This window comes from Bacillus sp. FJAT-45350 (assembly GCF_002335805.1).
Lineage (GTDB): Bacteria > Bacillota > Bacilli > Bacillales > NISU01 > FJAT-45350.
This window is the reverse complement of record NZ_NISU01000001.1, coordinates 2,001,584-2,024,986: the sequence shown is the minus strand read 5'-3', so window position 1 is coordinate 2,024,986 and position 23,403 is coordinate 2,001,584. Positions and strand designations below refer to the sequence as shown.

Sequence of the window (23,403 nt, the reverse complement as noted above, 5' to 3'; positions counted from 1 at the left end):
AGTGAAAAAATTAATAAGGGGGAATGAAGGTGAAAGGAATCATGCTACAAGGAACTTCGTCTGACGTAGGAAAAAGTGTGTTGTGTACTGCACTTTGCCGGATATTTTCCCGTAAAGAAATGAAGATTGTTCCTTTTAAATCACAAAATATGTCTAACAATTCCTATGTGACAATTGATGGAAAGGAAATTGGACGTGCTCAAGGTATTCAAGCTGAAGCTGCAAAGGTAGAAGCATCAGTTTATATGAATCCAATTCTATTAAAACCTCGAAGTGATCGTGATTCGGAGGTAGTTCGATTCGGAGTCTCTTATGAAAGCCTTTCTGGTAAGGACTATCGTCAAGTATTCTATGAAAAAGGGATAGAGACAATCAAACAATCATTAACTGAACTCGAAAAAAACTTTGATTATCTTGTAATCGAAGGAGCAGGCAGCCCAGTTGAAATTAACTTAAACGATAGAGAAATTGTGAATATGAAAGTTGCAGAATTAGCAGACGTACCAGTTATCCTCGTCGCTGATATAGATAGAGGTGGTGTGTTTGCTAGTATTGTGGGGACGTTAAGCTTACTTTCGAAAGAGGAACGTCGCCGTGTCGTTGGTGTAATTATTAATAAGTTTCGTGGTGATGAAAGTTTATTTGCTTCAGGAGTAGAATGGATTGAGAAAAATACGGGTGTCAAGGTGGTAGGTGTTGTTCCGCATATCGGTGATTTAACAATTGAAGGAGAAGATTCCTTATCAATGAAAAACCAGTTTACAAACAGTAAAGGTGAAATTGATATAGCTGTTATAGATCTCCCGTACGTTTCTAATTATACGGACCTAGAGCCATTTCGTTTTGAGGACGATGTTTCAATTCGCTTTGTTTCAGATAAAAATCAATTAGGGACTCCTGACGCCATTATCATTCCTGGTACAAAAAGCACTTTTCATGATCTCGCATTTATAAAAGATCGTGGATTAGCAGAATTGATTCAACGTTGTGTTACTAAAGGAGTACACCTGATTGGATTGTGTGGTGGCTATCAAATGCTAGGGAAAACGTTAGTTGACAAGGCAGGGACAGATACAGGTGTGAAGGGAGCAACAGTTGAAGGTTTGAACATAGCACCGCTGTTCACTTATTTTCAAGATAAAAAAACTACTATACGTTCAACTGGAAACCTAGTAAGGCCTGTGAATGGTATAGAGAAACTTAAAGGATTTGAAATTCATCTAGGACAAACAAGTTTTTTAGAAAAGGATACAGAGCCATTTCTCATGGTAAATGGTAAAGAGGAAGGTGTTTATCTAGATGGTGGCCAAATAATTGGTACATATTTTCACCATCTTTTTCACAATGATCAGTGGCGAACTTATTGGTTAAATGGTCTTCGTGAAAAGAAGGGTCTAACGCTAAGAGAAAACAGGAATTTGCAAGGGGAAAGAGATCTTTCTTATGAGCGGCTTGCTGACCATGTAGAGAAAGCAATTGATGTAGAGTACCTCCTATCTACTTTAGAGAATTGGACGAAACAAAATGTCAATTAAGGAAAGGGCAAGTATCCTACTAGATGGGATAACATTAGCCTTTCAATTTCTAACAGTGCTTCCATTAAAGAGAGAAGCACAATGGGATGATATAAGAGGCAAAATGTCAGTTCACATGTATCCGTTAACTGGACTGTTTCTAGGAGCATTACTGGCGATTCAAGCATATGCGTTAGTTGAATTTTCGCCATTTTCTACATTAATGATCGCCTTTTGGCTGTTATTCTTTTCAGTCGTTTATTCCGGTGGACTTCATTTAGATGGTTGGATGGATGTGAGTGATGCTTGTTTGTCTCATCGAGATAAGGAACGGAAACTTGAAATTCTAAAGGATTCAAGAGTTGGTGCTTTTGCTGTTTTATCTGTTATTTTCTTACTAAGCTGGCGTTTTCTCTTAATTTATGAAGCAGTTAATTTAGCGGGAAGCCATGTATGGATATTCTTTTTTCTTCTCCCTTTTCTCTCAAGATGGTTTATTGGGATCAACTTATATTTTGGAAATCTAGCAAGAAAAGAAGGAATGGGATTTGTCGTAAAACAAATGACAGGAACCTCTACTTTACTTAGTCATATGGTTTGGATAACAAGTATTTTTCTTTTAATAATTGTATTTAATCAGTCTGTTATATTGTCCTTTTTCCTCTTAATTGTAATAGGGTTACTCGCTATTTTCATCAGTCATAATTTTTATACTTATCATTTTGGTGGGATAACAGGAGACACAATTGGAGCACATGTTGAGGGGAGTGAAACAATTTTATGGCTAACAGTGTGGCTATTACTCTCATTCGGCATGGTTTAACGAAAAGTAATCAAGAAAAGCGTTATCTTGGGTGGACTGATGAATTGCTATGTTTAAAAGGAAGAAAAGAATTAGAGATGCTAATTCAAAATAACTACCCAGTTGGAGAGCTCCTAATAACTAGTGATTTAAAAAGGTGTCAAGAAACAGCAGAGATTTTATATCCTGGTCAATCAATAGAAACATCAACATTTTTTAGAGAATGTCATTTCGGGGATTGGGAGAAAAAAACATATGAAGAGCTTAAAAATGATTCTGCATATCGAAAATGGATTAACAACCCTATTCATGTCCAACCACCTAATGGTGAAAGTTTAGAACAATTTCAACAACGTATTGAATTAGGATGGAAAAGGCTCATATCATTAGTAGAAATGAAACAAATAACATCTGTTGTTATTATCTGCCATGGTGGTACGATACGTACATTATTAGAGAAATATGCTCCTAAGTCAAAAGGCTTCTGGAATTGGTCTGTGGGCTTCGGTTGTGGCTATACATTGATTTGTGAAAGAGAGCATTTAAGGAGAGGAATGAGATGCACTTCGTTACAGGTGGCGCCTTCAACGGAAAAAGGAAGTGGGTAAAGAAATATTATAAAATCGACGCAGGAAGAGATTCCCTTTGGTATAATGGAAGCAATAACACTGTTTCTATGTTGGAAACTTTTCCTGCCAGTAAAATCCTCGTTATAGAACAGATAGAAGAGCTAATAAAAATATTACTTCCACACGAGAATGCCAGAGAACGCTTTCAAAAGCTGTTATCAAGTTGGGTGCAGTGGGAAGAGGAAGATATTAGTCGTCAGTTAGTACTAGTAGGGAATGATATTTGTAAAGGAATTGTTCCTCTTGATCAAGAAGATAGAGTATGGAGAGACATGGTAGGCTGGTGCTATCAAGACATTGTAACAAGAGCAAGTCGAGTTGATACAATCTGGTATGGTATAAATCAGTGTTTAAAAAATGGGAGGGAATAGGATGAGGCTATATACAAGAACAGGTGACGAAGGAAAAACGAGTGTAATAGGAGGTCGTTTAGCAAAAGATGACACGCGTGTCATTGCATATGGAACTACAGATGAAGTGAATTGCTTCGTAGGTCAAGCGATTTCTCAACTTGATAAAGAGGTTTTTTCTGATATTATTGCTGAGTTAGAGAAAATTCAACATGAGCTTTTTGATTGCGGTGGAGATCTGGCAATGCTACAAGCGACTGAAGACAGGCCATATAAAGCAAAAGAAGATATCGTTCAGTTTTTAGAAGAACGAATCGATGAGTATATTAAAGAAGCTCCTGAGCTTGAAAGATTTATTTTACCCGGGGGTTCACAAGCATCAGCCACACTTCATGTTTGTCGAACAGTAACAAGAAGAGCTGAGCGATATGTTACTCGATTACAACGAGATTCTACAACGAATCCAATTGTATTAAAATATTTAAACCGATTATCAGATTACTTCTTTGCGATTGCAAGAGTGGTGAATGCTCGTTTAGGAGTTAAAGACGTAGAATATGAAAGAAGTGCGCTTGTATTTAGGAATGGGAAAAGAAAAGAAGATAAATAATATTGCTAAAGACGCATACATGTATGTGTCTTTTTTTTGTTGGATTATGACGTTAAATATTTTTCTTGTTGGACAAGCTATCTTACTCATTTATATAGAAAATTCTCATAAATTTACAAATGGAGGTTGATAAGAAGGGGGCTAACAATGAAAAAACTTCTTTGTACATGTGGTTTTGTTTTATTACTTTTAGGTTGTCAGGCGCAAGGGGGAGAGGCGGAAGAAAAAATTAGTGGTTCACATGCAAAGATTGAAACAGAATTAGAGTATAGGGTGCCGGTAAAATGGGAAGTTATTTTAGTGGATGAACGAAAAGGTGAGTCAATTTACGTATTACTTAATGACTTTGGATATAATCCTCAGGATAGGCAGCTTAATGAAGATAGCTTAAATAGCTTTGCAAGAAATCTCGCTTCTGGTATCGACCAACCAATGAGAAATCCAACGGTGAATGAAGATGGTGAATTAGTTGAAGGCCAAAATGAGATTGTTTTGTCTGAAAGTGAGCTAGTGGAGACACTATTAGACCTTTCTTTTTCAGAGAATGAAGTCGTCTTACCTATATATGAGACACTACCAACAGTTGCCGTTGAGGATTTGGACGGTATTACTGAAGTTGTAATCGGTGAATTTACAACATATTTCAATTCGGGTGTACGTGGTCGTTCAGAAAACATACGGTTATCCTCAGAAGCATTTCAACATCATGTATTAGGTCCTGGTGATGAATTTTCTTTTAACAGAGTTGTAGGGCAGAGAACGAGAGAACGAGGTTATCAGGAAGCAAAGGAAATTGTTAATAAACAATTTGTCATGGGAGTAGGTGGAGGAATTTGTCAAACATCATCAACGTTATTTAATGCAATTGACAAGGCAGGATTAGAAGTTGTAGAGCGTTATGCTCATTCAAGAAATATTGGATATGTACCCCCAAATCGTGATGCAACAGTTTCTTGGGGAGGTCCAGATTTTGTATTTAAAAATCCATATGAGTTTCCTATTTTATTAAGAACAGATGTGTCACTAGAAAGAGGTCAGATTGATGTAAAGGTTTATGCAGCTAAGGAAAAAGAAGAATTATATGTGAGAAATTAAATCTATAAAATACGAGAGAGTGTTAAAAAGGAAAATTAATTCCTTTTTAACACTTAGATAAATGATTGACTAAAAAAATTTGTAATAATTTTATAGTGATTTCCATAGTATAACAATGTAAAAACTTTGTACAAGTTTAAGGAGGAAGTTATGACCGACTATATTCGACGACTAATGATAGCAATGATTCTTGCTATTTTTATTGGAATATTATTTATCGGGTCTACCACATCATTTGCAAGCGCAAAAGTAGAAGAGGATTTACTAAACTCACTCATTTGGCCAACAGTTGGAGATATAACAGATACATTTGGAACTAGAGATGGAAAGCACTATGGTATGGACATAGCAGCACCAGAAGGCACACCGATAAAATCGATAGATGATGGGGTTGTGACTAGCTCTTATTATTCGGATACATATGGTAATGTTGTATTTGTTGAGCATCCAACTGGATTAGAGACAGTCTATGCACATATGCATGAAAGAGATGTGTCAGAAGGAGATTTTGTTACACAAGGACAAGTAATTGGCACTGTCGGAAACACAGGTCGCTCTTCAGGTAATCACTTGCATTTTGAAGTACATTTGGGTAATTGGAATATTGATAAAACAAATGCTATTGATCCGATGCTTGTTCTCTATGAAGAGCAAAGTATGGTAGTGAAAGATGATATAGAGGTTAAAGAACTAGAGTATCAAGAAGTGTTATCAATGCGGTATTCAGTAGTCGATACCATTGAAGAAGTGAACGAGGAAGATGTACTCGATGAAATATTAATAGAAGAAACTCAAATTGAATCAGACTATGTATATAGTGTTATCGATGGAGATACTTTGTGGGGGATTGCTAACAAGTATCTGGTGTCCGTACAGGACCTTATCGAGTGGAATGAACTTGACTCTACGCTTTTAACTATTGGACAGCCTCTTACAATTCATTCATTCGATGAAAATATGTATGTTGTGAAAAAAGGTGATACGTTATCAAAAATTGTATCGGAATCAGGAATGACGTTAAAAGAGGTAAAAACAACTAACGAGTTAATGAGTGATATGATTTATCCAGGAATGGTTTTACGTGTTGAAAAGTAGAGAAATAGCCAAATGGACGTAAGTCCCATTTGGCTATTAGAGTTATATTTCTAATGTCGTTTCGCTTATAGTTCGATCTTATCTGCGAAGATGATTTCGTCAATTGATTTTAGGCCATCTAATACTTCTTGAGATACATTTTTATCTACAGCAAGCATCATAATTGCTTCTCCGCCTTCTTCTTTACGACCAACTTGCATTGTAGCTATATTCACGTTATGTTTTGCAAGAAGTTGCCCCATATTACCAATTACACCTGGACGGTCTGTATGTTGGATGTAGATAAGGTGTCCAGCTGGATAGAAGTCAACATTAAATCCATTTAAACTTACAATACGTGGACCGTATTCTTTTACATATGTTCCTTTAATTTCGAATGTACGATCTTCACCATGTACAACTGCATGAACGATATTAGCATAACCGTAAGCGTTACTTAAGTGTTTCTCACCGTAGCTAATACCACGTTCTTTTGCAATTAATGAAGCATTGACATCATTTACTGGTGCATCAACACGAGCATTTAAGAAACCAGCCATTAAACTACGAGTCGTAATTGAAGTTTCTAAGTTTGTTACATCTCCACCATAATATACTTCAATTTCTTGTACAGGAGTACGCATGCTTTGAGATGCGATGTTACCCATTGTTTTAGCTAAATCATAGTATGGTGCAATTTTGTCGTAAACTTCTTTAGATAGAGTAGGTAGGTTAATAGAGTTACTTACTGGGTTTCCTTCTAAGAAACGTAATACTTCTTCAGATACTTGTGCTGCAACATTTAATTGTGCTTCTTTTGTTGAAGCAGCAATATGTGGTGTAGCAATAACATTATCAAATGCTAATAAGTCATTTTCATTTGCAGGCTCTTCTTCAAATACGTCAAGTGCAGCCCCACCTACATGACCATTTTCTAAAAAGTGAAGTAATGCTCTTTCATCAATAATTCCACCACGAGCACAGTTAATTAGAAAAACACCTTTCTTTGTTTTCGCGATGTTTTCCATTCCTAAAAGACCTTTAGTTTCTTTTGTAAGTGGTGTGTGTACAGTGATGATATCAGAGTTTTCTAACACTTCATCAAGAGTAGCAGTTTGTACACCAAGCTTTTCAGCACGTGCTTTTGTTAAGAATGGGTCAAATACGAATAAGTTCATTTCAAAAGCTTTTGCACGAATTGCAAGCTGAGTACCGATACGACCAAATCCTACGATACCAAGTGTCTTACCACGAAGCTCTGAACCTTGAAATGCTTTACGATCCCATTTTCCAGATTTAATAGATTGGTTGGCTTGAGGGATGTTACGAGATAAAGAAGCCATCATTGCAAATGTATGTTCAGCTGTTGAAATTGTGTTACCATCTGGAGCATTAACAACAACAATCCCACGTTTCGTAGCTTCGTCAATTTCAATATTATCGACACCTACACCAGCACGAGCGATAATCTTAAGATTCGGCATTCTATCCATTACTTCAGCAGTAACTGTAGTTGCACTTCTTACTAAAATAGCGTCGAATTCATCTAATGAACCTTCGACTTCATTTACGTTTTGTTCTACACAATTTACGTTATCACTTTCTAACAAAGGTAATAAACCTTCTTTACTCATCGCATCTGAAACGAGAATATTATACATTTTCTTACTCCCTTTCTTTTCTGTAGGTTCAACTGTAACTTGTTGCATCATTTTTCTCCACTCTCCTATTTTATCATCTAAAGTAATAAAGAATAAAATATTATTTAAACTATTTTATATAGTAAAAAAATATAATAAAGACATACAATTCACTAATTACACTAATTAACGTTCGTTTATTTTGGGTAATGTTCTATTTTTTTATTATAGTAACACAAATTAGTTCGTGTTTGTAAATAAAAAAGAGAATTCATAGTATTTTGTACTAAAAATTTTTCGTTTTCTTCACACCCTTCCAAAATGTAAGCGTTTAAAATAAAAAATCCTTCCCCCTCGACGACGTTATTGTCGTGAGGGGCGGAAGGATTATTAACCGCGGTGCCACCCTCGTTTGTGTATACATCACTGTACACACCTTAGGGAGAGGATCTCTCCAAAGATAACGGTTTAGCCGTATGTACTTACTAATAGTAAGAGTAACATCGTTCAGTACATCTACTCAGAAGTGCTATCAAAAAAGCTCTACACTAGTTCACAGCAACCACTAGCTCTCTGGTAGTAGAAACAATTTTTCATTCTTCATCATAGTATTTAAGTTTTAGTAATTGTTTGATAATTTATCATATTGAGACCATTCTGTCAAATGAATTCTTTATTCGTGAATATGTTCATAAAGTTAGTTTGAGGAGGGATAGAAAATGAAATCGTACATTGTTCAAAAAGGAGATACAATTTCAAAAATTGCGTTGAAACATGGTATAAGGCCTATAGAGTTAGTAATAGCAAATCATCATATAAAGAACGAGTTAGATTACGTTCAACCAAAAGAGGAGATTATGATACCACGGGAAGGTAGTTTTTCTGGGAAGTATTCTTCTAGATATACGTGTGTAGCTGAATATGGACCGACTGATTTGGAGAAAGATGCATTTCGTTTAAAAAAGAAATATCCTTCATTAATAAATGTAAGAGAAATTGGAACATCTGTGATGGGGCAGCCTTTGTATGTATTTGAAATAGGGACAGGTAAGAAAGAAATATTCTATTCTGGTGGTTGGCATGCGAACGAATGGCTCACAACTAAATTTTTGATAACATTTTTAGAAGAAGTAGTAGAGTCAGCAACTGAAAATGAGCAATTACATGGATATAATGTAAGTAAAATTCTATCTGATATCACTTTATATATCGTTCCATTAGTGAATCCAGATGGAGTTGAGTTGGTTCAACAAGGAATATACAAAGATCATCCTTTTTATGAAACAGTGAACAAAATTAATAAAGGTGCATTACGGTTTGAGCATTGGTCGAGTAATATTCGAGGGGTAGATTTAAATCATCAGTGGCCAGCTGGATGGCAGAAGGAGGCTGATGAAAGTCCTAAAAAGCCATGGTCCCGTCACTATAGTGGTAAAGGACCGTTAACCGAACCAGAATCACAAGCGGTACACCAGCTAACATTATCAAAGAATTTTGCTCATGTAATTGCCTTTCATTCTCAAGGACAAATGATCTTTTGGGGATATCGTCATTTGGAGCCAAAGGAAAGCGAAGAAATGGTAACAAGACTTTCTCTAGCAAGCTCTTATGCACCGATTCATACGGCAGATAGTGATGGAGGGTATAAGGATTGGTTTATTCAAGAGATGAGACGGCCTGGATTTACTGTAGAAGTTGGTGTCGGTACGAATCCATTACCATTTACATCTTTTTCTGAAATATGGTCTAATAACGTTTTATTAGCGTTAGAAGGTCTTACAATCTAGTATTAGTTCATATTAGGTGCTAGTGCTGAATTGAGTAGTATTATTGTTGCTATTTGTTGACATTCTCTGTACAATTTAAATATTGAACTAATATGCGAGACATATACCTAAATGGAAGTGTCTTTCGGATATAAGAGGGTGTATTTAATGGCAATTAAACATGTTAAACCTAAAAAAATATATGAAATTGTAGCTGAAAATTTATTAGAAATGATAAAAAGTGGTGAAGTAAAGCCAGGTGACAGACTATCCTCAGTTCAGCAACTAGCAGAAGATTTCAATGTAGGACGTTCTGCCATCCGAGAAGCACTAAGTGCCTTAAAAGCCATGGGTCTTGTAGAGATGCGACAAGGTGAAGGAACATTTGTTAAAAAGGTAGATATTAACTTAACAAAAGCAATTCCTGGTGTTGAATTTATGCAAAAGGAAGACGTACGTGAATTGTTTGAAATACGTAAGATAATCGAGACAGGCGCTGCTGCTTTGGCTGCAAAAAATCGTACGCCAGAAGACTTGAAAAAACTCAATGGAATACTAGTTGAGATGAAAGAAGCAGAAGGTGATGGAAACATAGGTGAAAAAGCAGATGTTGACTTTCACATGGCAATTGTTGCTGCAACAAAGAATAATATGCTCGAGCAATTGGTAGAAACTGTATCTGATGCGATGCAGCAATCGATGAGAGAAGCAAGAAAGCTATTATTATATTCAGAAAAGAAGAAGATGGAACAGTTATATCAGGAGCATTTGCAAGTGTATGAAGCAGTGAAGTTTCAAGATGAGCAGAAGGCATTTGATAAGATGATGGAACATATCGTAGGTGTTGAAAAAGGTCTATTTAAAGATAAATAATACGCTATCATATGTAAGGATTAGATGCTCTATCCTGATAAAAAAGAGCGACCAAAGGTTTAAAGCGAGGTTACTGAAAAGGTCCAATACAGTGGATTCAGGAAGCGGTAATGGCTCCGCACGTTGCGCGCTTGCTCTGAAAATACTACTCATAGCAAGGTTTAAAAGATGCAACGGCTTCGCTGATTACTTGAAAAGGCTGCTGGAAAAGTGAAATTCACACTTTTTCAGCAGCCTTGTTTATAGCTATGGTCGCTCTTTCTAATAATTTTATTTGTGCATAATGTCAGGTGCAAGACTTCCAACTTTATTAATAACTACATCGATATCGCTTTGGTCGACATTTAGTTCTTGAAGAGTTGTCGTAAGGTGTGTTGCAATTGCATTGAAGTGCTCAGGTTGGATGTTCATTCCTTCATGCGCCTTTGCCATGCTTTGACCACCGTAATTATTTGGACCACCGAGAGCGAAACTTAAGAATTTTGCTTGGTGGTCACGTTGCTTGTCCATATCAGTATTTGTAAAGAAGTGGTTAACTGTATCATCTGCTAATACTTTCGTGTAGAAAATTTCAACTGCTTTAGTAATCGCGGGTTCTCCCCCTAATTTTTCGTACAATGACATAATATAATTCCTCCTAGAGTGTTTGGTATTTGTCTCACTTAAGTACAATGCTAATTTTAGAATAACAGATGCAAACTTTCAGTGACTTAGATCACATAATAACCAAGATTATGGAGGTTGTCCATTTCATGGCTAATTGGATTAACTTATTAAGTAAATTAGATTTTTTTCAAGGGTTAACAGAAGTAGAAATATCACCACTTTTATCAGAGTCAACGGTGAGACATGCCAAAAATAAGGAATATTTATTTACTGAAGGAAGTGAAAGAACCCATTTGTTTGTTTTAAAAAAAGGGGTCATCCTCATCAGTAAGTTAACTGAGGAAGGAGATGAAAGGGTAATTAATATTCTTTCCGATGGAGAGGTATTCCCTCATACAGGTTTCTTTGATGAAAGACCTTATCCTGGAACAGCACAAGTGAAGGAAGATGCGGAAGTGCTAGCGATACCAATAAAAGCATTCGAACGATTTATTGAAGAAAATCCACACTTGGCATTCCGTATGATTAAAATGATGAGTAAAAAGATTAACTTTTTACAACAAAAATTAAATGAGATGCTGTCGTTAAATGTTGAAGAACGCTTGTTTGCTACATTAAAACAGATGAAAGCATTAAATAACGAAAGCTTGCAATTAACTCATCAAGAAATTGCGAACATCGTCGGAGCTTCTAGAGAAACGATAACACGACAAATGAAAAAGTTAGAGAAACAAGGGAAAATTACAACTGTAGATGGAAAAATAAAGATTCTTCATGATATTTAATAAAGAAAAAACCCCGCTAAAAAATGAATTAGCGGGGTAATTTTATATTAGTCGTGCTTAAGAGCATCTCCGTCGAATGGCTCGTCAGCAACTTTGATTGAATCAGTTGGACAGCCTTCTTGAGCGTCTTGCATGTCATCGATTAACACATCAGGAATTTCAACAATCCCTTTGTTGTCATCAAGTGTTACGAACGCAATACCTTCATCATCGTAATCATAAATATCTGGAGCAGATGCTCCACAAGCTCCACATGCGATACAAGTATCTTTGTCTACAATTGTGTATTTTGCCATATTAAAAACCTCCTAGTTATTGGTGAATTGTATTAACCCTATCAAACCTATGTATAATAAGAATCTGTAGAAAATGTTCTTAAGCTTTATATAAGGAATACAATTCCTATTTCATATTGTATAGCTGATTCTAAAACTTTTCAACAATTATCTATAATGATAATTCTTATCATACAAGGATTCCTTCAATTTATTAATACCCGACTTTCAAAGAAATAAACAACTACTTAATTTCTATATTTGATAAAATAGAGATAGGATATCTTTTTATTAAAAAATGTCCCATGTCATTTTCTCCAAAGGAGAGGTTTTATGGATATAAACAAGATACTCATTTTATACACCCTCAATCTCGTTAAGGGAGAACGTTCAATTTTTGGTGTATATCATCTTCTTCAAGGAAAGACGTCAGTACAGACAATACAGGATGGACATTTGTTTGAATGCTTATTCTTATTTGGTAGCATATCAAAAATAAATAGAGAAGATTTTTTAAAGCATATATATGAGTTAGAAAGGAAAAAAATGATTATCTTGGTTAAAGAGGATTATTATCAAGTAACAGATAAAGGTGAAGATGCGTTGACAAAAGGATTATATTCAATACCGTTTATCTACCATTTAAATGGATGGAAGTACAAACGTGTAACAAAATCATTTTGGCTACGACTTACGCTTTTTATACAATGTTTATCAAATATCTTAGGTCATAATCATTCCTTTATTCCAGTTACTCAAGATAAGAGAATTCTATTTTGGGTAAAACGAAAGCTTACCATTGAAAAGAATAGACAGTTGGTTGCTACAACTTTATTTAAGGAATTAAACGAACTATTTTCTACTCTAGAAGTGAATGATGCTGAAATTGTTGTTAGAAAATTAACTAGTGCAACAGAAATAGGCATGACAAATGAGCAGATAGCCCAACAATTAGGACTGGAAAAATCAACAATCGATGTAAGACTAATGGCAATCATTCATCAATTACTACAGGTCATAGACGAAAACCAAGCGAAATTCCCACTATTATTTTCGTTTTATAAAGATTTAATTAGTCCGATTAAATTGACCGAAACAGCCAAAGCAACGTATTTACTTTGGAGAAATGGAATGGATATAGAAGCTATAGCGCAGTTTCGTAGATTGAAGAAAAATACAATTGAAGATCATTTTGTAGAAATGTCAATTGCCATTCCTAACTTCGCAATTGAATCCTTCGTTTCTGAAAAGGAGCAAAAAGAAATACTCTCAGTAATAAATGAAATTAAATCAACTCGTCTAAAAAAAATTAAAGAACGTTTACCTAATGGGTATGATTATTTTATGATACGATTAGTCCTCACGAAGACAGGTGGGAGAGAATGAATTTAGAAAAGCAGCTTTTTGAAAACTTTGGCCATGCTCAATTTCGAACTGGGCAAAAGGAAATTATTATTGATGTTTTAAAAGGGAAAGACGTATTAGCGATGTTACCAACAGGTACAGGGAAGTCGATTTGTTATCAACTCCCGGCTATTTTAAGTAAATGGTCAACAGTTGTTGTTTCGCCACTCTTATCATTAATGGAAGATCAAGTACAACAGCTAAAAAGTGAAGGTATTAAAAATGTTGTTGCCATTAATAGTTTTCTGGATTATAAAGAACGAAAATACATACTTGAAAACCTGTCACAGTATAAAATTATTTATGTTTCTCCAGAAATTCTACAATCATTAGAGTTAGTGAATGCCTTAAGAAAAAGAAAAGTTTCACTATTTGTTGTTGATGAAGCTCATTGTATTTCACAATGGGGATATGAATTTAGAACAGATTATCTCAAGCTCGCTGATGTACGAAATGAGCTTGAAAATCCACCTTGCCTTGCTTTAACGGCGACTGCAACTAAGGATATCCAAGCGGATATATGTAATCAGCTTAACTTACATGAACCTAGTAAGCATATACAATCAGTTGACCGTAAAAACATTGCACTATCTGTTCAAAGGGTAAATACAACTAATGACAAAATTATAGCGATAACAGATTTAATAAAGAAGCTGCAAGGCCCAGGGATGATTTATTTTTCTAGTCGTAAATGGGCTGAAAAAATAGCGTCTCATTTATTGAATGAACAAGTAGGGCGTGTTGCTTATTATCATGGAGGACTTGAAACAGAAGACAGATTGTTAATCCAACAACAGTTTCTTAACAATCAACTTGATATTATTTGCTGTACAAGTGCTTTTGGAATGGGAATTAATAAAAAAAACGTCCGATTTGTCGTTCATTTCCATTTTCCAATACAAGTAGAGTCGTATTTGCAAGAGATTGGACGTGCAGGAAGAGACGGGAAAGAAAGTGTTGCGATTGTTTTTTATAGCGATGAAGATAGAAGGCTTCCTGACTTATTAATATCACAAGAACTACCTACTGAAACTGAGCTAGTAGCTGTATTAGAATATTTAGTGACTCATGAACAAGAGGAAACTGTACTTACGAAGAATGTTGAGGATATGATAGTAAACGTATGTTCTATAAAGGAAACGACTTGGCGCTTTATTAAATACCAATTAGAGTCCTTTGAAGTTCTTATAAATGGTAAATTGAAGATTCGAGGGAAAGAAAAAGAAATAACACGTGTTATTTATAAAATAATTGAAAACCGACTTGAAATGAAACAAATCAAACGGAATGAAATGGAAAAATGGTTAACGACAACAGACTGTCGTAGAGCTGAAGCATTAAAACTGTTCTCAGAAACTCTTTTGGATAGCCAAGATATTTGTTGTGATAATTGTGGTTTTGAGATTGAAAGATTTTATAGAGCTAACGACCAGGTTGGACAACCAAAATTAGGAGCTTTATCTTGGAGTGACCAATTAAAAAGGATTTTACATCAAAAATGAAGTGGATTGATTGAATGAATAAACAAGCAAAATTAATTGAACAAATGACTGATAAAGAGATATTAAAGAATCTTTATGCTACGCAGTTAATCATGCTTTTTCTTGCTATTGGCTTAGCTGTATGGCTCTTTGACGATGTAAGTGATTTCTTTGCGATGTTTCATTGGAATCCCTATCAAATATTTGTCATTGGGGGAGCGGTAGCGGTAGCTGTTGTTATCGTAGATTTATTACTACTAAAAATTTTTCCAAAAGATATGCTTGATGATGGTGGAATTAATGAGCGGGTGTTTGCTAAGCGTTCAGTCTTTCATATTTTTATAATTGCGCTAATAGTGGCTATATCAGAAGAACTTTTATTTCGAGGAGTATTGCAATCAAATATTGGCTATATTCCTGCCAGTCTATTATTTGCTTTAATACATTTTCGATATTTGTCAAAAATTGTTTTATTTATTGTAACAATCATGCTAAGCTTTTTATTAGGATACATCTTTTTATTGACTGGTAATTTATTAGTGACGATCTTTATTCATTTTCTTATCGATTTCATTCTCGGCTTTTTAATTATGTTTACATCCTCTAAAAAGGGTTTGAAAGAGAGATAGGCTGATTGCTAACTAAAGAGGTGATAACTTTGTCAAAACCAACTCATTTGGACCAAGCTGAGGACCTTCGAAAACAAGTACTTCAAGTAGAAGAAGAGGTATCAGCAAATGAAATTAGTAGTTTACCTCCAAGAAGAGAGGTTCATAAAAAGAAACAAACGAAACAAACGAAAATTAAGATAAAGTTTCCTATCGTTCGTTTACTTCTAATATTATTTTTCTTAGTCGTTATTTTAGCTGCTACATCACAATACTGGATTGATAGATTCTCATTTTAAAGAAAACGTTTGTGAAAATCTTTACGTAATCATTTATAATATCTAAAAAGCTCATTTGACCCACTGAATAAAAGGCAAACGAGCTTTTTTAGAATTAAGGTTTTTTTACTAATAACTGAATAACGTGACAATTTCCAGTGTGAGAAATTCCTTCATGTCTTATTGCTTCACCATAGAAGAAATGTATGATAGACCAGTCTTTAAATAACTGAAGAACGGCTTCTGGCTTATAAAGCATCTTTGCATCCTTAGGGCCTCCTGTACCATATGCAAGCTGTTCTGTAGAATACACTTCCATAGCAAACGTGCCACCGCTTTTTAAAGCCTTTTTCACATTTGATAAAATTGTATATTGGTCATCTTCATAAAAATGTCCAAAAACATTAATAATGGAATCCCATTTTTCGCTCTCCCAGTTTGCCTCTAATAAATTAATAAGCTCTGTTTCGACGTTGACGTCATTTTGTTTAGCTAATTGTTTTGTCTTTTCTAATCCGGATGTAGCGTAATCCCAGGTTGTAACAGAATGACCTTCCTTTGCAAGAAACACAGCGTTTCTACCTTCACCCTCTGCAATAGCAAGTATATGCCCAGGTACTAGCTTTTGATGTATTTTCTGAATGAATTGATTTGCTTCAGTGCCATATACATATGTTTCGTTTTTAAATTTCTCGTCCCACATATTCATGTAATATACCCCCATGTACATTAAGTCCATTCTAGTGTATACGAAATTTATTAAAATAAAAACAATGAGGTTTTCTGTATTGTGTTGGTTCCTTTTAAACCACCCCTATAAAATTGCTAGAAGGTAGTCTAATTGCCTGTGATGGGACATACATATATGGTAAGAGAAGTTTGTCATGATGAGGTGAAAGCAATATGGGAGAATTTAAAGAATGGAAGTTTCCTAAGGAATCTCTTTCTCCAGTCATTAAGGAAGTATTGACATCATTAATAAAGAAAAAAAATAAGGAATCGAAATATGAGAAGTTATTAAATGCTACATCGCTAACCACATTAGCTTGTATTTTAATTGGGGGAGTTTACCTTTATTTAACGAAGGTGAACCATACTGTGTATTTTACAACAATTCTTCATTCCCTTGTGCAAGACCCATTCGTCTTTGTCTATATAGGAATTATTGTGGTCTGTCTAATTCAAATGAGGTACGCAAAGAAAAAGTTCGATAAGGCTGAAAAAGAGTTCGAGAGTTTAAGATATGAAGTAATAGAAAGGTGTCCGGAGCTTTGGGACACAAAGGAAATGTGGGAGAAACGGCATCATGTGTTTGAGGTAATGGAAAAGGAATACGATATAAATTTGTTTCATAAGTGAGTCCTAAGGTCAGGTGGGATTTGTTCACCTGACTTTAGGTGTCCTTATGCACTTATCGAGCGGTGTCCGAAAAAGGCATTTTCTTCAATGTTAAAAATTTCACCATTAATTTGGACACCTTTTACATTTAAGTTTTCAATACGGCCAAATGCAACTGTACGACGATCCTTTGGGCAAAACACCTCTATCGGTAAACCAAATTTATGATTAAACTCAATATCTTCTAGAGAAGTAAGGGATTTCTTTAACACCTTATACAGATTCAAGTTAATCAACTCCATTTCAATATTATTATTTGAAAGCGCTTACTTATAAGTATAAGTTGAGTTAATTGAATTTTCAATAATAAATAACTCCTGATTTTTAAATGCTTATTATTTAGTAATATAGTTCTAGTTACTGGATTAGATGAGAAAATGCGATGGTAGCTAAAAATAGATTCAAAAAAAAGAGAAAGCCATTAAGGCTTTCATCAAAGAGAGAAAAATAAGAGGTCATTTACAATTATCACTGTAGCACGTATGCGCACTAAAGTAAACAGTGAATTGAAAATATTCTGTATTATTATAATTGTTATTAGTTTAGTAAGTATATATGATTTTAACAGTAGAAATGTTACAAATGACATTTTTATGAAAATATTAAAATATCATGTAAAAATAACAATATATTGGATGATTCCAGAGGGATAATGGTGTAAAATTAAAGTACAAATAATAAAGTAGAGGTGGTTCCTTATGGTAACTATTGGACAGCTTGGAGCAATTACTGGATTTACGTTACTGATTTTTATGTTAAGTGTAGCAGCAGCATACTCCTTGTATGTTATTGCAGATAAATCACAATAATCTATTATAAATACTAGAAAAGAAGTTAGCCTCCGTAATGGACAGCTAGCTTCTTTTTTTGTAATAAAAATAGTACAACTTATTCAAAAAAATTCGTTAATATCATATATTTACCATCTGTTATAATACAAAGTATAAGAAAATATAAAAATAGGCCAAATTTGTTCCAAAACAGTGTTGATCTTTTCTTGTTGTTATAATACAATGAATATAACAAAGACAACGATAAAAAAATTCGGAGGCGATTTACATGACACCAAGTACAGAATTCTTTAGAAATTTACCACCAAAGCAGTGCACAGACTGTGGAGAAATAATTGAAGAGCAAGCAGAATCATATATGCACCAATGTGATAAGTGCTTAAGACACGTTGAATAATCCAAAAAAAGAGTTAGCTATTTGTTTCTAAAACAATAGCTAACTCTTTTTTTGTTTAAAATAGGCTGTACCAATACAGTGAATAGAAATTAAATCAAAATTAGAGTAGTAGTTTTACTATGCAAAAGACAGACTCTATTATGATACTATAAATAATGTTAGAATCTTAGTAAGAATGAAATTGTGAGGAAACATAATGACAATGAAAAATGAATTACTATTAATTCAGCAAAGAAATAAGCTTATTGTTCATATATTGTCTTTATTTTATTTATTAATGACAATAGTCTATTTTGGTTTTGATCCAACCTTCTCATCAATTTGGCCACCTGTTGGCTTAGTTGTATGCGCAGTTTTATATGTCGTTGTGTATTTTTTCAATAAGCCATTATTCGCAATGTATGTTGTAGTAACAGGTATTTTTGCTTACTTATTTTATCTCAATCTTGAATATCCATATCTTGTTAATTATATTTTCATATTTTTTGGAGTTATTTTGATTTCTTTGTACCAGAGTTTTTATGTGATTATTTATGGCGGGATTGTCTCTACTTTTATATTAAGCTATTTATTTTTCACCAAATATGACCAAATTTTCTTTAGCATAGAACCGTTTGATTTGATTTATTTCATCTTATTCTCACTGTTAATGGTTATTTTCTTTTTGTTTCATACGAGGTTTACAAAGGATTTATGGAATAAGGCTGTAAAAAATGAAGAGCGTACAAACAGAAAACTAAAATCAACAGAAGCTTATTTAACTTCTCTATATGAACAAACAAATGAAGCAATTATTTTATTTGATTTAACAGGAAAGGTTGAAACTGTAAATCCTTCTTTTGAACGTTTGTATGGTATGAAGAAGGAAGAAATAGTTGGTAAGTTTCTACCGATTTTTACATTTGAAGGGCCTCGATTTTTAAAAGAAATTATTCACAAAGTAGAAAATGGAGAACGAATAGAACAGTATGAAATGATTGATATAGGAAAGGGACGTGGACTTATTCATATTGAGATGTCTGTTTTCTCTATTATCGGTCCGGACCAAGAGATGATTGCAGTATCAGCAGTCATTCGAGATATAACTGAAAAAAAGAAAACGGAAGAGCAGCTAATGCATTCTGAAAAGTTGTCTGTTGTTGGACAATTGGCTGCAGGAATTGCTCATGAAATTCGTAATCCACTTACAGTAGTTTCTGGGTTCACTCAATTGATTGAACAAGGTAAGTCGAAAAAACATTATGGTTCAATTATGAAGGAAGAGATTTCGAGGATTAATCAAATTGTTAGTGAATTACTTGTCTTATCAAAACCTCATACTTCCAAAAAGGAAAAGTGCGAATTATCGAAAATAGTAAATGAAGTCTTTCTATTATTTGAATCACAGTTATTTTTATATAAAATCAACGTGAAACTTATGAACGATACAAAAGATACAAATGTACTATGTGATCGAAATCAAATAAAACAAGTTATTATCAATTGTTTAAAAAATGCAATGGAATCAATTGAGAGCGAGGGTTTGATAGAACTTGTCATATCTGACCAAACTGATAAGTTTATAACACTTACTATTGAAGACAATGGGGAAGGAATACCAGCAGATGTATTAGCGAAATTAGGAACCCCTTTCTTCACCACGAAAGAGACAGGTACAGGTCTTGGAGTGATGATATGTGAACGTATTATTTCACAGCATGAGGGAATGTTTGAGATCACCAGTGAAGTAGGGGTAGGAACAAAGGTAGAGATATACTTACCTTCAGTTGAATAGACAAGAAATGCCACTATCCATTTGCTATGATTGGATAGTGGCATTTAATATATAAGGGGGGTTGTGTATTAGTTATTTAAATCTTCAATAGAATCAATTTCCATATAAGCTGGAACAACTAGTCCTGTTTTAGCGCCTTCTAAGTTAATTCCTAGGTCAACTAGGTTACCTTCATGTTCTTCCATAAAATGTTGGTGAGTTAATGGTAACCAAGCTGCAACAATCGCATCTGCATTTCCACCAGCGATTGCTTGGAACATACCATTCGGTTGAAGTGGGCTGATTTCTACATTATAGCCGATATCTTCAAGGACTTTACCGATCATATGAGTTGAAGCGATTTCTGAATCCCATGCTACTAGAGCTAGAGTAATAGATTCACCGTCAACTGTTCCTACACCATCAGTCCACTCAGAAACTCTATCTTGATTGTTTGCAACCCATTCTGCAGCTGCATCATCAGGATCTTGTCCTTCATTAACAGCAATCATGATTTCACCCATTTCTTCTGGAGTCCAGTAGAAATTACTTAACACTTCAAATGCTTCTGGTAAATCTTCTTCAAAACCAATGCGTGCTACTGTATGGATGTTTTCTGATTCTCCAAAAATACCATTAGGATCTTCTAAGAATTTTAAATCATATTTTGCAAATTTCCAGTGAGGAGTCCAACCTGGAACTACAATTGCTTCCTCGTTTTCAATAGCGGCACCTAATGCAGCAGTCATTGCAGCATCCGAGCTAGGTTGTAATTCGAAGTTTTCTAAACCATACTCTTCCATAGCTAATTCTGTTGCTGCCATTACACCAGCACCTGGGTCAATACCCGTAATCGTGTAATCTAATTGCTCCCCGATAGATGCTACTACTTCCTCGACTGCATCGTCTCCAGTAGTTCCTTCTTCATTTGTACTTCCTGTTTCTTCTGTGTTTCCACAGCCTGCTGCTACTAATGCTAGCGATAAACCTGCTACCATACTTAAACGTTTTAAAAATTTCTTCATAAATGACCTTCTCCTTTTTGTTTACTATATATTTTCTCTCTATTTACTAAAGTAAATAGAGGTACTACCAAAAATTAAAATTAAAGTTAAGCAATTGAACCCTTTTGTTTGTTAAAGCTTTGGGTAATACGGTCTAAGATAATTGCTAATATAACAAGTGCTATACCAGCTTCGAATCCTCCACCTGCATCATTTCGTCCAACCGCATAGAAAACTTTTACACCTAATCCGTTCGCACCAATCATTGATGCAATAACAACCATAGATAGCGCAAGCATTATACTTTGATTTACACCAGCCATAATTGTTGTTTTCGCCATAGGTAATTGAACTTTAAGCAGTTTTTGCCTCGGAGTAGAACCGAATGCGTCTGCTGCTTCAATGAGTTCAGTGGATACTTGACGAATACCAAGGTTTGTTAGTCGGACAGTTGGTGGCATGGCAAATATAACAGATGCGATTACACCAGGAACCATTCCAATTCCAAAAAAGACTACAGCTGGAATTAAGTAGACAAAGGCTGGCATTGTCTGCATAAAGTCCATAATAGGTGTTAGTATATTTTCTAGAACTTTGTTTTTCGCCATCCAAATACCAATTGGAACACCGATAATGACTGAGATTAATGCGGCTGTTAACACTAGTGAAAGAGTTAAAATCATATCATTCCAAAATCCAAGATTATCAATTAACAGTAATCCAAACAGAATAAAAGTAGGTAATCCATACTTTTTACGGTTTAATAGATAGACAATCGCTGCTAGCCCAATAATAAAGAGAAGAGCAGGGATAAATGATAATACTACAATTAATGAATCAACAATAAAACCTATTACATTATCAATTCCTTTAAATATCATTTCAGCATTATGAAGCCAATCAACAAAGGCATCAATCCAGTCAGCTAATGGAAGTTTCGGTAGTAGATCCATCATAATTCACCTCACTTCCAGATAAAGCGGCGAGTACAGCGCCTCTTATAATGATTCCTTTTAACTTGTTGTCATCAACGACTGCAAGTGGTACACGACTCATAGATATTACGTCCATTAAATCGTATAATGGAGTATCCGACGTCACGTGTGGGATATTTTCGTCTATAATACTTTCAACTGAATCTACATTTTCTTTCACTAACCTTGATACATCATCCGCATGGATAATGCCTAATAATTCTTTATTACGTTTTGTTACATAGATAGATGAAATCCCTGCTTCTTTCATTCTTTTCAAGGCTACGCGAGGCCCTTCTTTTTCAATATTTACTGCTTCAGGGCGCATCATAACATGGCTAGCTGTGAATACCTTTGAACGGTCTACATCTTCAACGAACTTTTCAACGTAATCATTTTCAGGATTCGTTAAAATTTGCTCAGGTGTTCCAATTTGTACAATAGAACCATCTTTCATAATCACAATTCTGTCCCCAATACGTAATGCTTCGTCTAGGTCATGAGTGATAAAGATAATTGTTTTTTGCATTGTCTCTTGTAGGTCTAACAGTTCATCCTGCATATCTTTTCGTATAAGTGGGTCGAGGGCTGAGAATGCCTCGTCCATTAACAAAACATCGGGGTCATTCGCTAATGCACGAGCCAAACCAACACGTTGTTGCATACCACCTGAAAGTTCACTTGGGTATTTATCTTCATATCCCATAAGTCCAACAAGCTCTAACGATTTGCTGGCAGTTTCTTTTCTGTCTTTCTTATCTACACCTTGAACTTCTAATCCGTATTCAACATTTTCTAGGATGGTACGATAAGGGAAGAGTCCAAATTTTTGAAACACCATACTCATTTTTTTGCGTCTGACTTCTCGCAATTTTTTTTCATCCATTTGGGCTAAGTCTTCGTTGTCAATCCAAATGCTCCCTTCAGTCGGGTCAATTAGTCTGTTTAACAAACGTACTAATGTTGATTTTCCACTTCCTGAAAGTCCCATGATGACGAATATTTCACCACTTTTTACATCAAAAGAAGCTTGATTCACACCTACGGTCATTCCTGTTTCTTTCAGAATCTCATCCTTTGTTTTACTTTGCTTCAAAAGCTCTATGGCTCGTTGAGGTTTTTTTCCAAAAACCTTAGTGAGACCTTCTACTTTTATAGTAGACATGTTTTTACACCTCTTTAACTTCAACGCTTTTTTAAATCCTTACTAACTATAACCTTGTTAAACATTTCCTTCAAACTTTATAAACGGTATAATCTATTCATATTTTACGTACAGTTTTAACTGTACGTAAT

At 34.7% G+C, this 23,403-nt stretch carries 25 protein-coding genes and 1 other annotated feature; of the genes, 17 read left to right on the top strand and 8 right to left on the bottom strand.

From position 1 onward, the window contains the following. Nucleotides 1–29 precede the first annotated feature (29 nt). The 7 genes from CD003_RS10155 to CD003_RS10125 all read left to right on the top strand — a co-directional run bounded on the left by CD003_RS10155 (nt 30) and on the right by CD003_RS10125 (nt 6,095). Nucleotides 30–1,535, top strand: a complete 1,506-nt coding sequence (locus tag CD003_RS10155) for a cobyric acid synthase (protein ID WP_096201007.1) — start codon at nt 30–32, stop codon at nt 1,533–1,535. Beyond that, on the top strand, nt 1,525–2,337 hold the full coding sequence (locus CD003_RS10150) for an adenosylcobinamide-GDP ribazoletransferase (protein ID WP_096201006.1): 813 nt from the start codon (nt 1,525–1,527) through the stop codon (nt 2,335–2,337). The genes CD003_RS10155 and CD003_RS10150 overlap by 11 nt, the downstream gene beginning before the upstream one ends. Next, nucleotides 2,295–2,924, top strand: a complete 630-nt coding sequence (locus tag CD003_RS10145; RefSeq protein WP_096201005.1) for a histidine phosphatase family protein — start codon at nt 2,295–2,297, stop codon at nt 2,922–2,924. Before CD003_RS10150 ends, CD003_RS10145 begins: the two co-directional genes overlap by 43 nt. Continuing rightward, nucleotides 2,876–3,316: a bifunctional adenosylcobinamide kinase/adenosylcobinamide-phosphate guanylyltransferase gene (locus CD003_RS10140; RefSeq protein ID WP_096201004.1), complete on the top strand. Its 441-nt coding sequence runs from the start codon at nt 2,876–2,878 to the stop codon at nt 3,314–3,316. The genes CD003_RS10145 and CD003_RS10140 overlap by 49 nt, the downstream gene beginning before the upstream one ends. A 1-nt stretch (nt 3,317) precedes the next feature. Beyond that, nucleotides 3,318–3,905, top strand: a complete 588-nt coding sequence (locus CD003_RS10135) for a cob(I)yrinic acid a,c-diamide adenosyltransferase (protein ID WP_096201003.1) — start codon at nt 3,318–3,320, stop codon at nt 3,903–3,905. Between the two features lie 147 nt (nt 3,906–4,052). After that, the gene (locus CD003_RS10130; RefSeq protein ID WP_096201002.1) at nt 4,053–5,000 is read left to right on the top strand and encodes a VanW family protein; all 948 of its coding nucleotides are present in this window, start codon (nt 4,053–4,055) and stop codon (nt 4,998–5,000) included. Between the two features lie 150 nt (nt 5,001–5,150). Further along, nucleotides 5,151–6,095 carry a M23 family metallopeptidase gene (locus CD003_RS10125; RefSeq protein WP_096201001.1) on the top strand — a complete coding sequence of 315 codons (945 nt, stop codon included), beginning with the start codon at nt 5,151–5,153 and terminating at the stop codon, nt 6,093–6,095. Between the two features lie 65 nt (nt 6,096–6,160). On the opposite strand, the gene serA is transcribed toward CD003_RS10125, so the two are convergent. Further along, nucleotides 6,161–7,735: a phosphoglycerate dehydrogenase gene (gene serA / locus CD003_RS10120; protein WP_096202321.1), complete on the bottom strand. Its 1,575-nt coding sequence runs from the start codon at nt 7,733–7,735 to the stop codon at nt 6,161–6,163. Nucleotides 7,736–8,085: 350 nt separating this feature from the next. After that, nucleotides 8,086–8,330: a binding site (T-box leader), on the bottom strand. Nucleotides 8,331–8,433: 103 nt separating this feature from the next. On the opposite strand from serA, the gene CD003_RS10115 reads away from it, so the two are divergent. Together CD003_RS10115 and CD003_RS10110 are read left to right on the top strand one after the other, a co-directional pair. Next, entirely contained in the window at nt 8,434–9,501 is a 1,068-nt protein-coding gene (locus tag CD003_RS10115) for a M14 family metallopeptidase (protein ID WP_096201000.1), read from the top strand. Nucleotides 9,502–9,648: 147 nt separating this feature from the next. Beyond that, a complete protein-coding gene (locus tag CD003_RS10110) occupies nt 9,649–10,353 on the top strand; it encodes a FadR/GntR family transcriptional regulator (RefSeq protein ID WP_096200999.1) in 705 nt (234 codons plus the stop codon). A gap of 270 nt (nt 10,354–10,623) precedes the next feature. Here the strand turns inward: CD003_RS10110 and CD003_RS10105 are convergent, their stop codons facing one another. Further along, a complete protein-coding gene (locus tag CD003_RS10105; protein ID WP_096200998.1) occupies nt 10,624–10,977 on the bottom strand; it encodes a group I truncated hemoglobin in 354 nt (117 codons plus the stop codon). 128 nt (nt 10,978–11,105) lie between these two features. On the opposite strand from CD003_RS10105, the gene CD003_RS10100 reads away from it, so the two are divergent. Then, nucleotides 11,106–11,744, top strand: a complete 639-nt coding sequence (locus CD003_RS10100; protein ID WP_179295512.1) for a Crp/Fnr family transcriptional regulator — start codon at nt 11,106–11,108, stop codon at nt 11,742–11,744. Nucleotides 11,745–11,791: 47 nt separating this feature from the next. Here the strand turns inward: CD003_RS10100 and CD003_RS10095 are convergent, their stop codons facing one another. Beyond that, complete coding sequence (locus CD003_RS10095) at nt 11,792–12,040, bottom strand: ferredoxin (protein ID WP_096200996.1); 249 nt, start codon at nt 12,038–12,040, stop codon at nt 11,792–11,794. 312 nt (nt 12,041–12,352) lie between these two features. Between CD003_RS10095 and CD003_RS10090 the strand changes: the two genes are divergently transcribed. From CD003_RS10090 to CD003_RS10075, 4 genes are read left to right on the top strand one after another with little or no spacing between them, the layout of a single operon-like run. Then, nucleotides 12,353–13,405: a helix-turn-helix domain-containing protein gene (locus CD003_RS10090; RefSeq protein WP_096200995.1), complete on the top strand. Its 1,053-nt coding sequence runs from the start codon at nt 12,353–12,355 to the stop codon at nt 13,403–13,405. After that, nucleotides 13,402–14,925, top strand: a complete 1,524-nt coding sequence (locus CD003_RS10085) for a RecQ family ATP-dependent DNA helicase (protein ID WP_096200994.1) — start codon at nt 13,402–13,404, stop codon at nt 14,923–14,925. Before CD003_RS10090 ends, CD003_RS10085 begins: the two co-directional genes overlap by 4 nt. A 14-nt stretch (nt 14,926–14,939) precedes the next feature. Continuing rightward, on the top strand, nt 14,940–15,533 hold the full coding sequence (locus CD003_RS10080; protein ID WP_096200993.1) for a CPBP family intramembrane glutamic endopeptidase: 594 nt from the start codon (nt 14,940–14,942) through the stop codon (nt 15,531–15,533). Nucleotides 15,534–15,562: 29 nt separating this feature from the next. Beyond that, complete coding sequence (locus CD003_RS10075) at nt 15,563–15,811, top strand: hypothetical protein (RefSeq protein ID WP_096200992.1); 249 nt, start codon at nt 15,563–15,565, stop codon at nt 15,809–15,811. Between the two features lie 94 nt (nt 15,812–15,905). On the opposite strand, the gene CD003_RS10070 is transcribed toward CD003_RS10075, so the two are convergent. Next, nucleotides 15,906–16,499, bottom strand: coding sequence for a class I SAM-dependent methyltransferase (locus CD003_RS10070; protein ID WP_096200991.1), 594 nt, complete (start codon nt 16,497–16,499; stop codon nt 15,906–15,908). Nucleotides 16,500–16,693: 194 nt separating this feature from the next. Here CD003_RS10070 and CD003_RS10065 point away from each other — a divergent pair, with 194 nt between their 5' ends. Continuing rightward, nucleotides 16,694–17,149 (top strand): DUF2663 family protein, encoded by a 456-nt coding sequence (locus CD003_RS10065; protein ID WP_096200990.1) that lies wholly within the window; start codon nt 16,694–16,696, stop codon nt 17,147–17,149. A 44-nt stretch (nt 17,150–17,193) separates the two neighbouring features. Here the strand turns inward: CD003_RS10065 and CD003_RS10060 are convergent, their stop codons facing one another. After that, nucleotides 17,194–17,415 (bottom strand): hypothetical protein, encoded by a 222-nt coding sequence (locus tag CD003_RS10060; protein WP_096200989.1) that lies wholly within the window; start codon nt 17,413–17,415, stop codon nt 17,194–17,196. 832 nt (nt 17,416–18,247) lie between these two features. Between CD003_RS10060 and yhfH the strand changes: the two genes are divergently transcribed. Beyond that, a complete protein-coding gene (gene yhfH / locus CD003_RS10055; RefSeq protein ID WP_179295511.1) occupies nt 18,248–18,376 on the top strand; it encodes a protein YhfH in 129 nt (42 codons plus the stop codon). A gap of 196 nt (nt 18,377–18,572) precedes the next feature. After that, entirely contained in the window at nt 18,573–20,150 is a 1,578-nt protein-coding gene (locus tag CD003_RS10050) for an ATP-binding protein (RefSeq protein WP_096200987.1), read from the top strand. A gap of 68 nt (nt 20,151–20,218) precedes the next feature. On the opposite strand, the gene CD003_RS10045 is transcribed toward CD003_RS10050, so the two are convergent. The 3 genes from CD003_RS10045 to CD003_RS10035 form a co-directional block, all read right to left on the bottom strand. Beyond that, nucleotides 20,219–21,154 (bottom strand): glycine betaine ABC transporter substrate-binding protein, encoded by a 936-nt coding sequence (locus CD003_RS10045; protein WP_096200986.1) that lies wholly within the window; start codon nt 21,152–21,154, stop codon nt 20,219–20,221. Between the two features lie 86 nt (nt 21,155–21,240). Continuing rightward, nucleotides 21,241–22,086, bottom strand: a complete 846-nt coding sequence (locus CD003_RS10040; protein WP_096200985.1) for an ABC transporter permease — start codon at nt 22,084–22,086, stop codon at nt 21,241–21,243. Next, entirely contained in the window at nt 22,055–23,272 is a 1,218-nt protein-coding gene (locus CD003_RS10035) for a quaternary amine ABC transporter ATP-binding protein (protein WP_096200984.1), read from the bottom strand. The genes CD003_RS10040 and CD003_RS10035 overlap by 32 nt, the downstream gene beginning before the upstream one ends. Nucleotides 23,273–23,403: the final 131 nt, after the last annotated feature.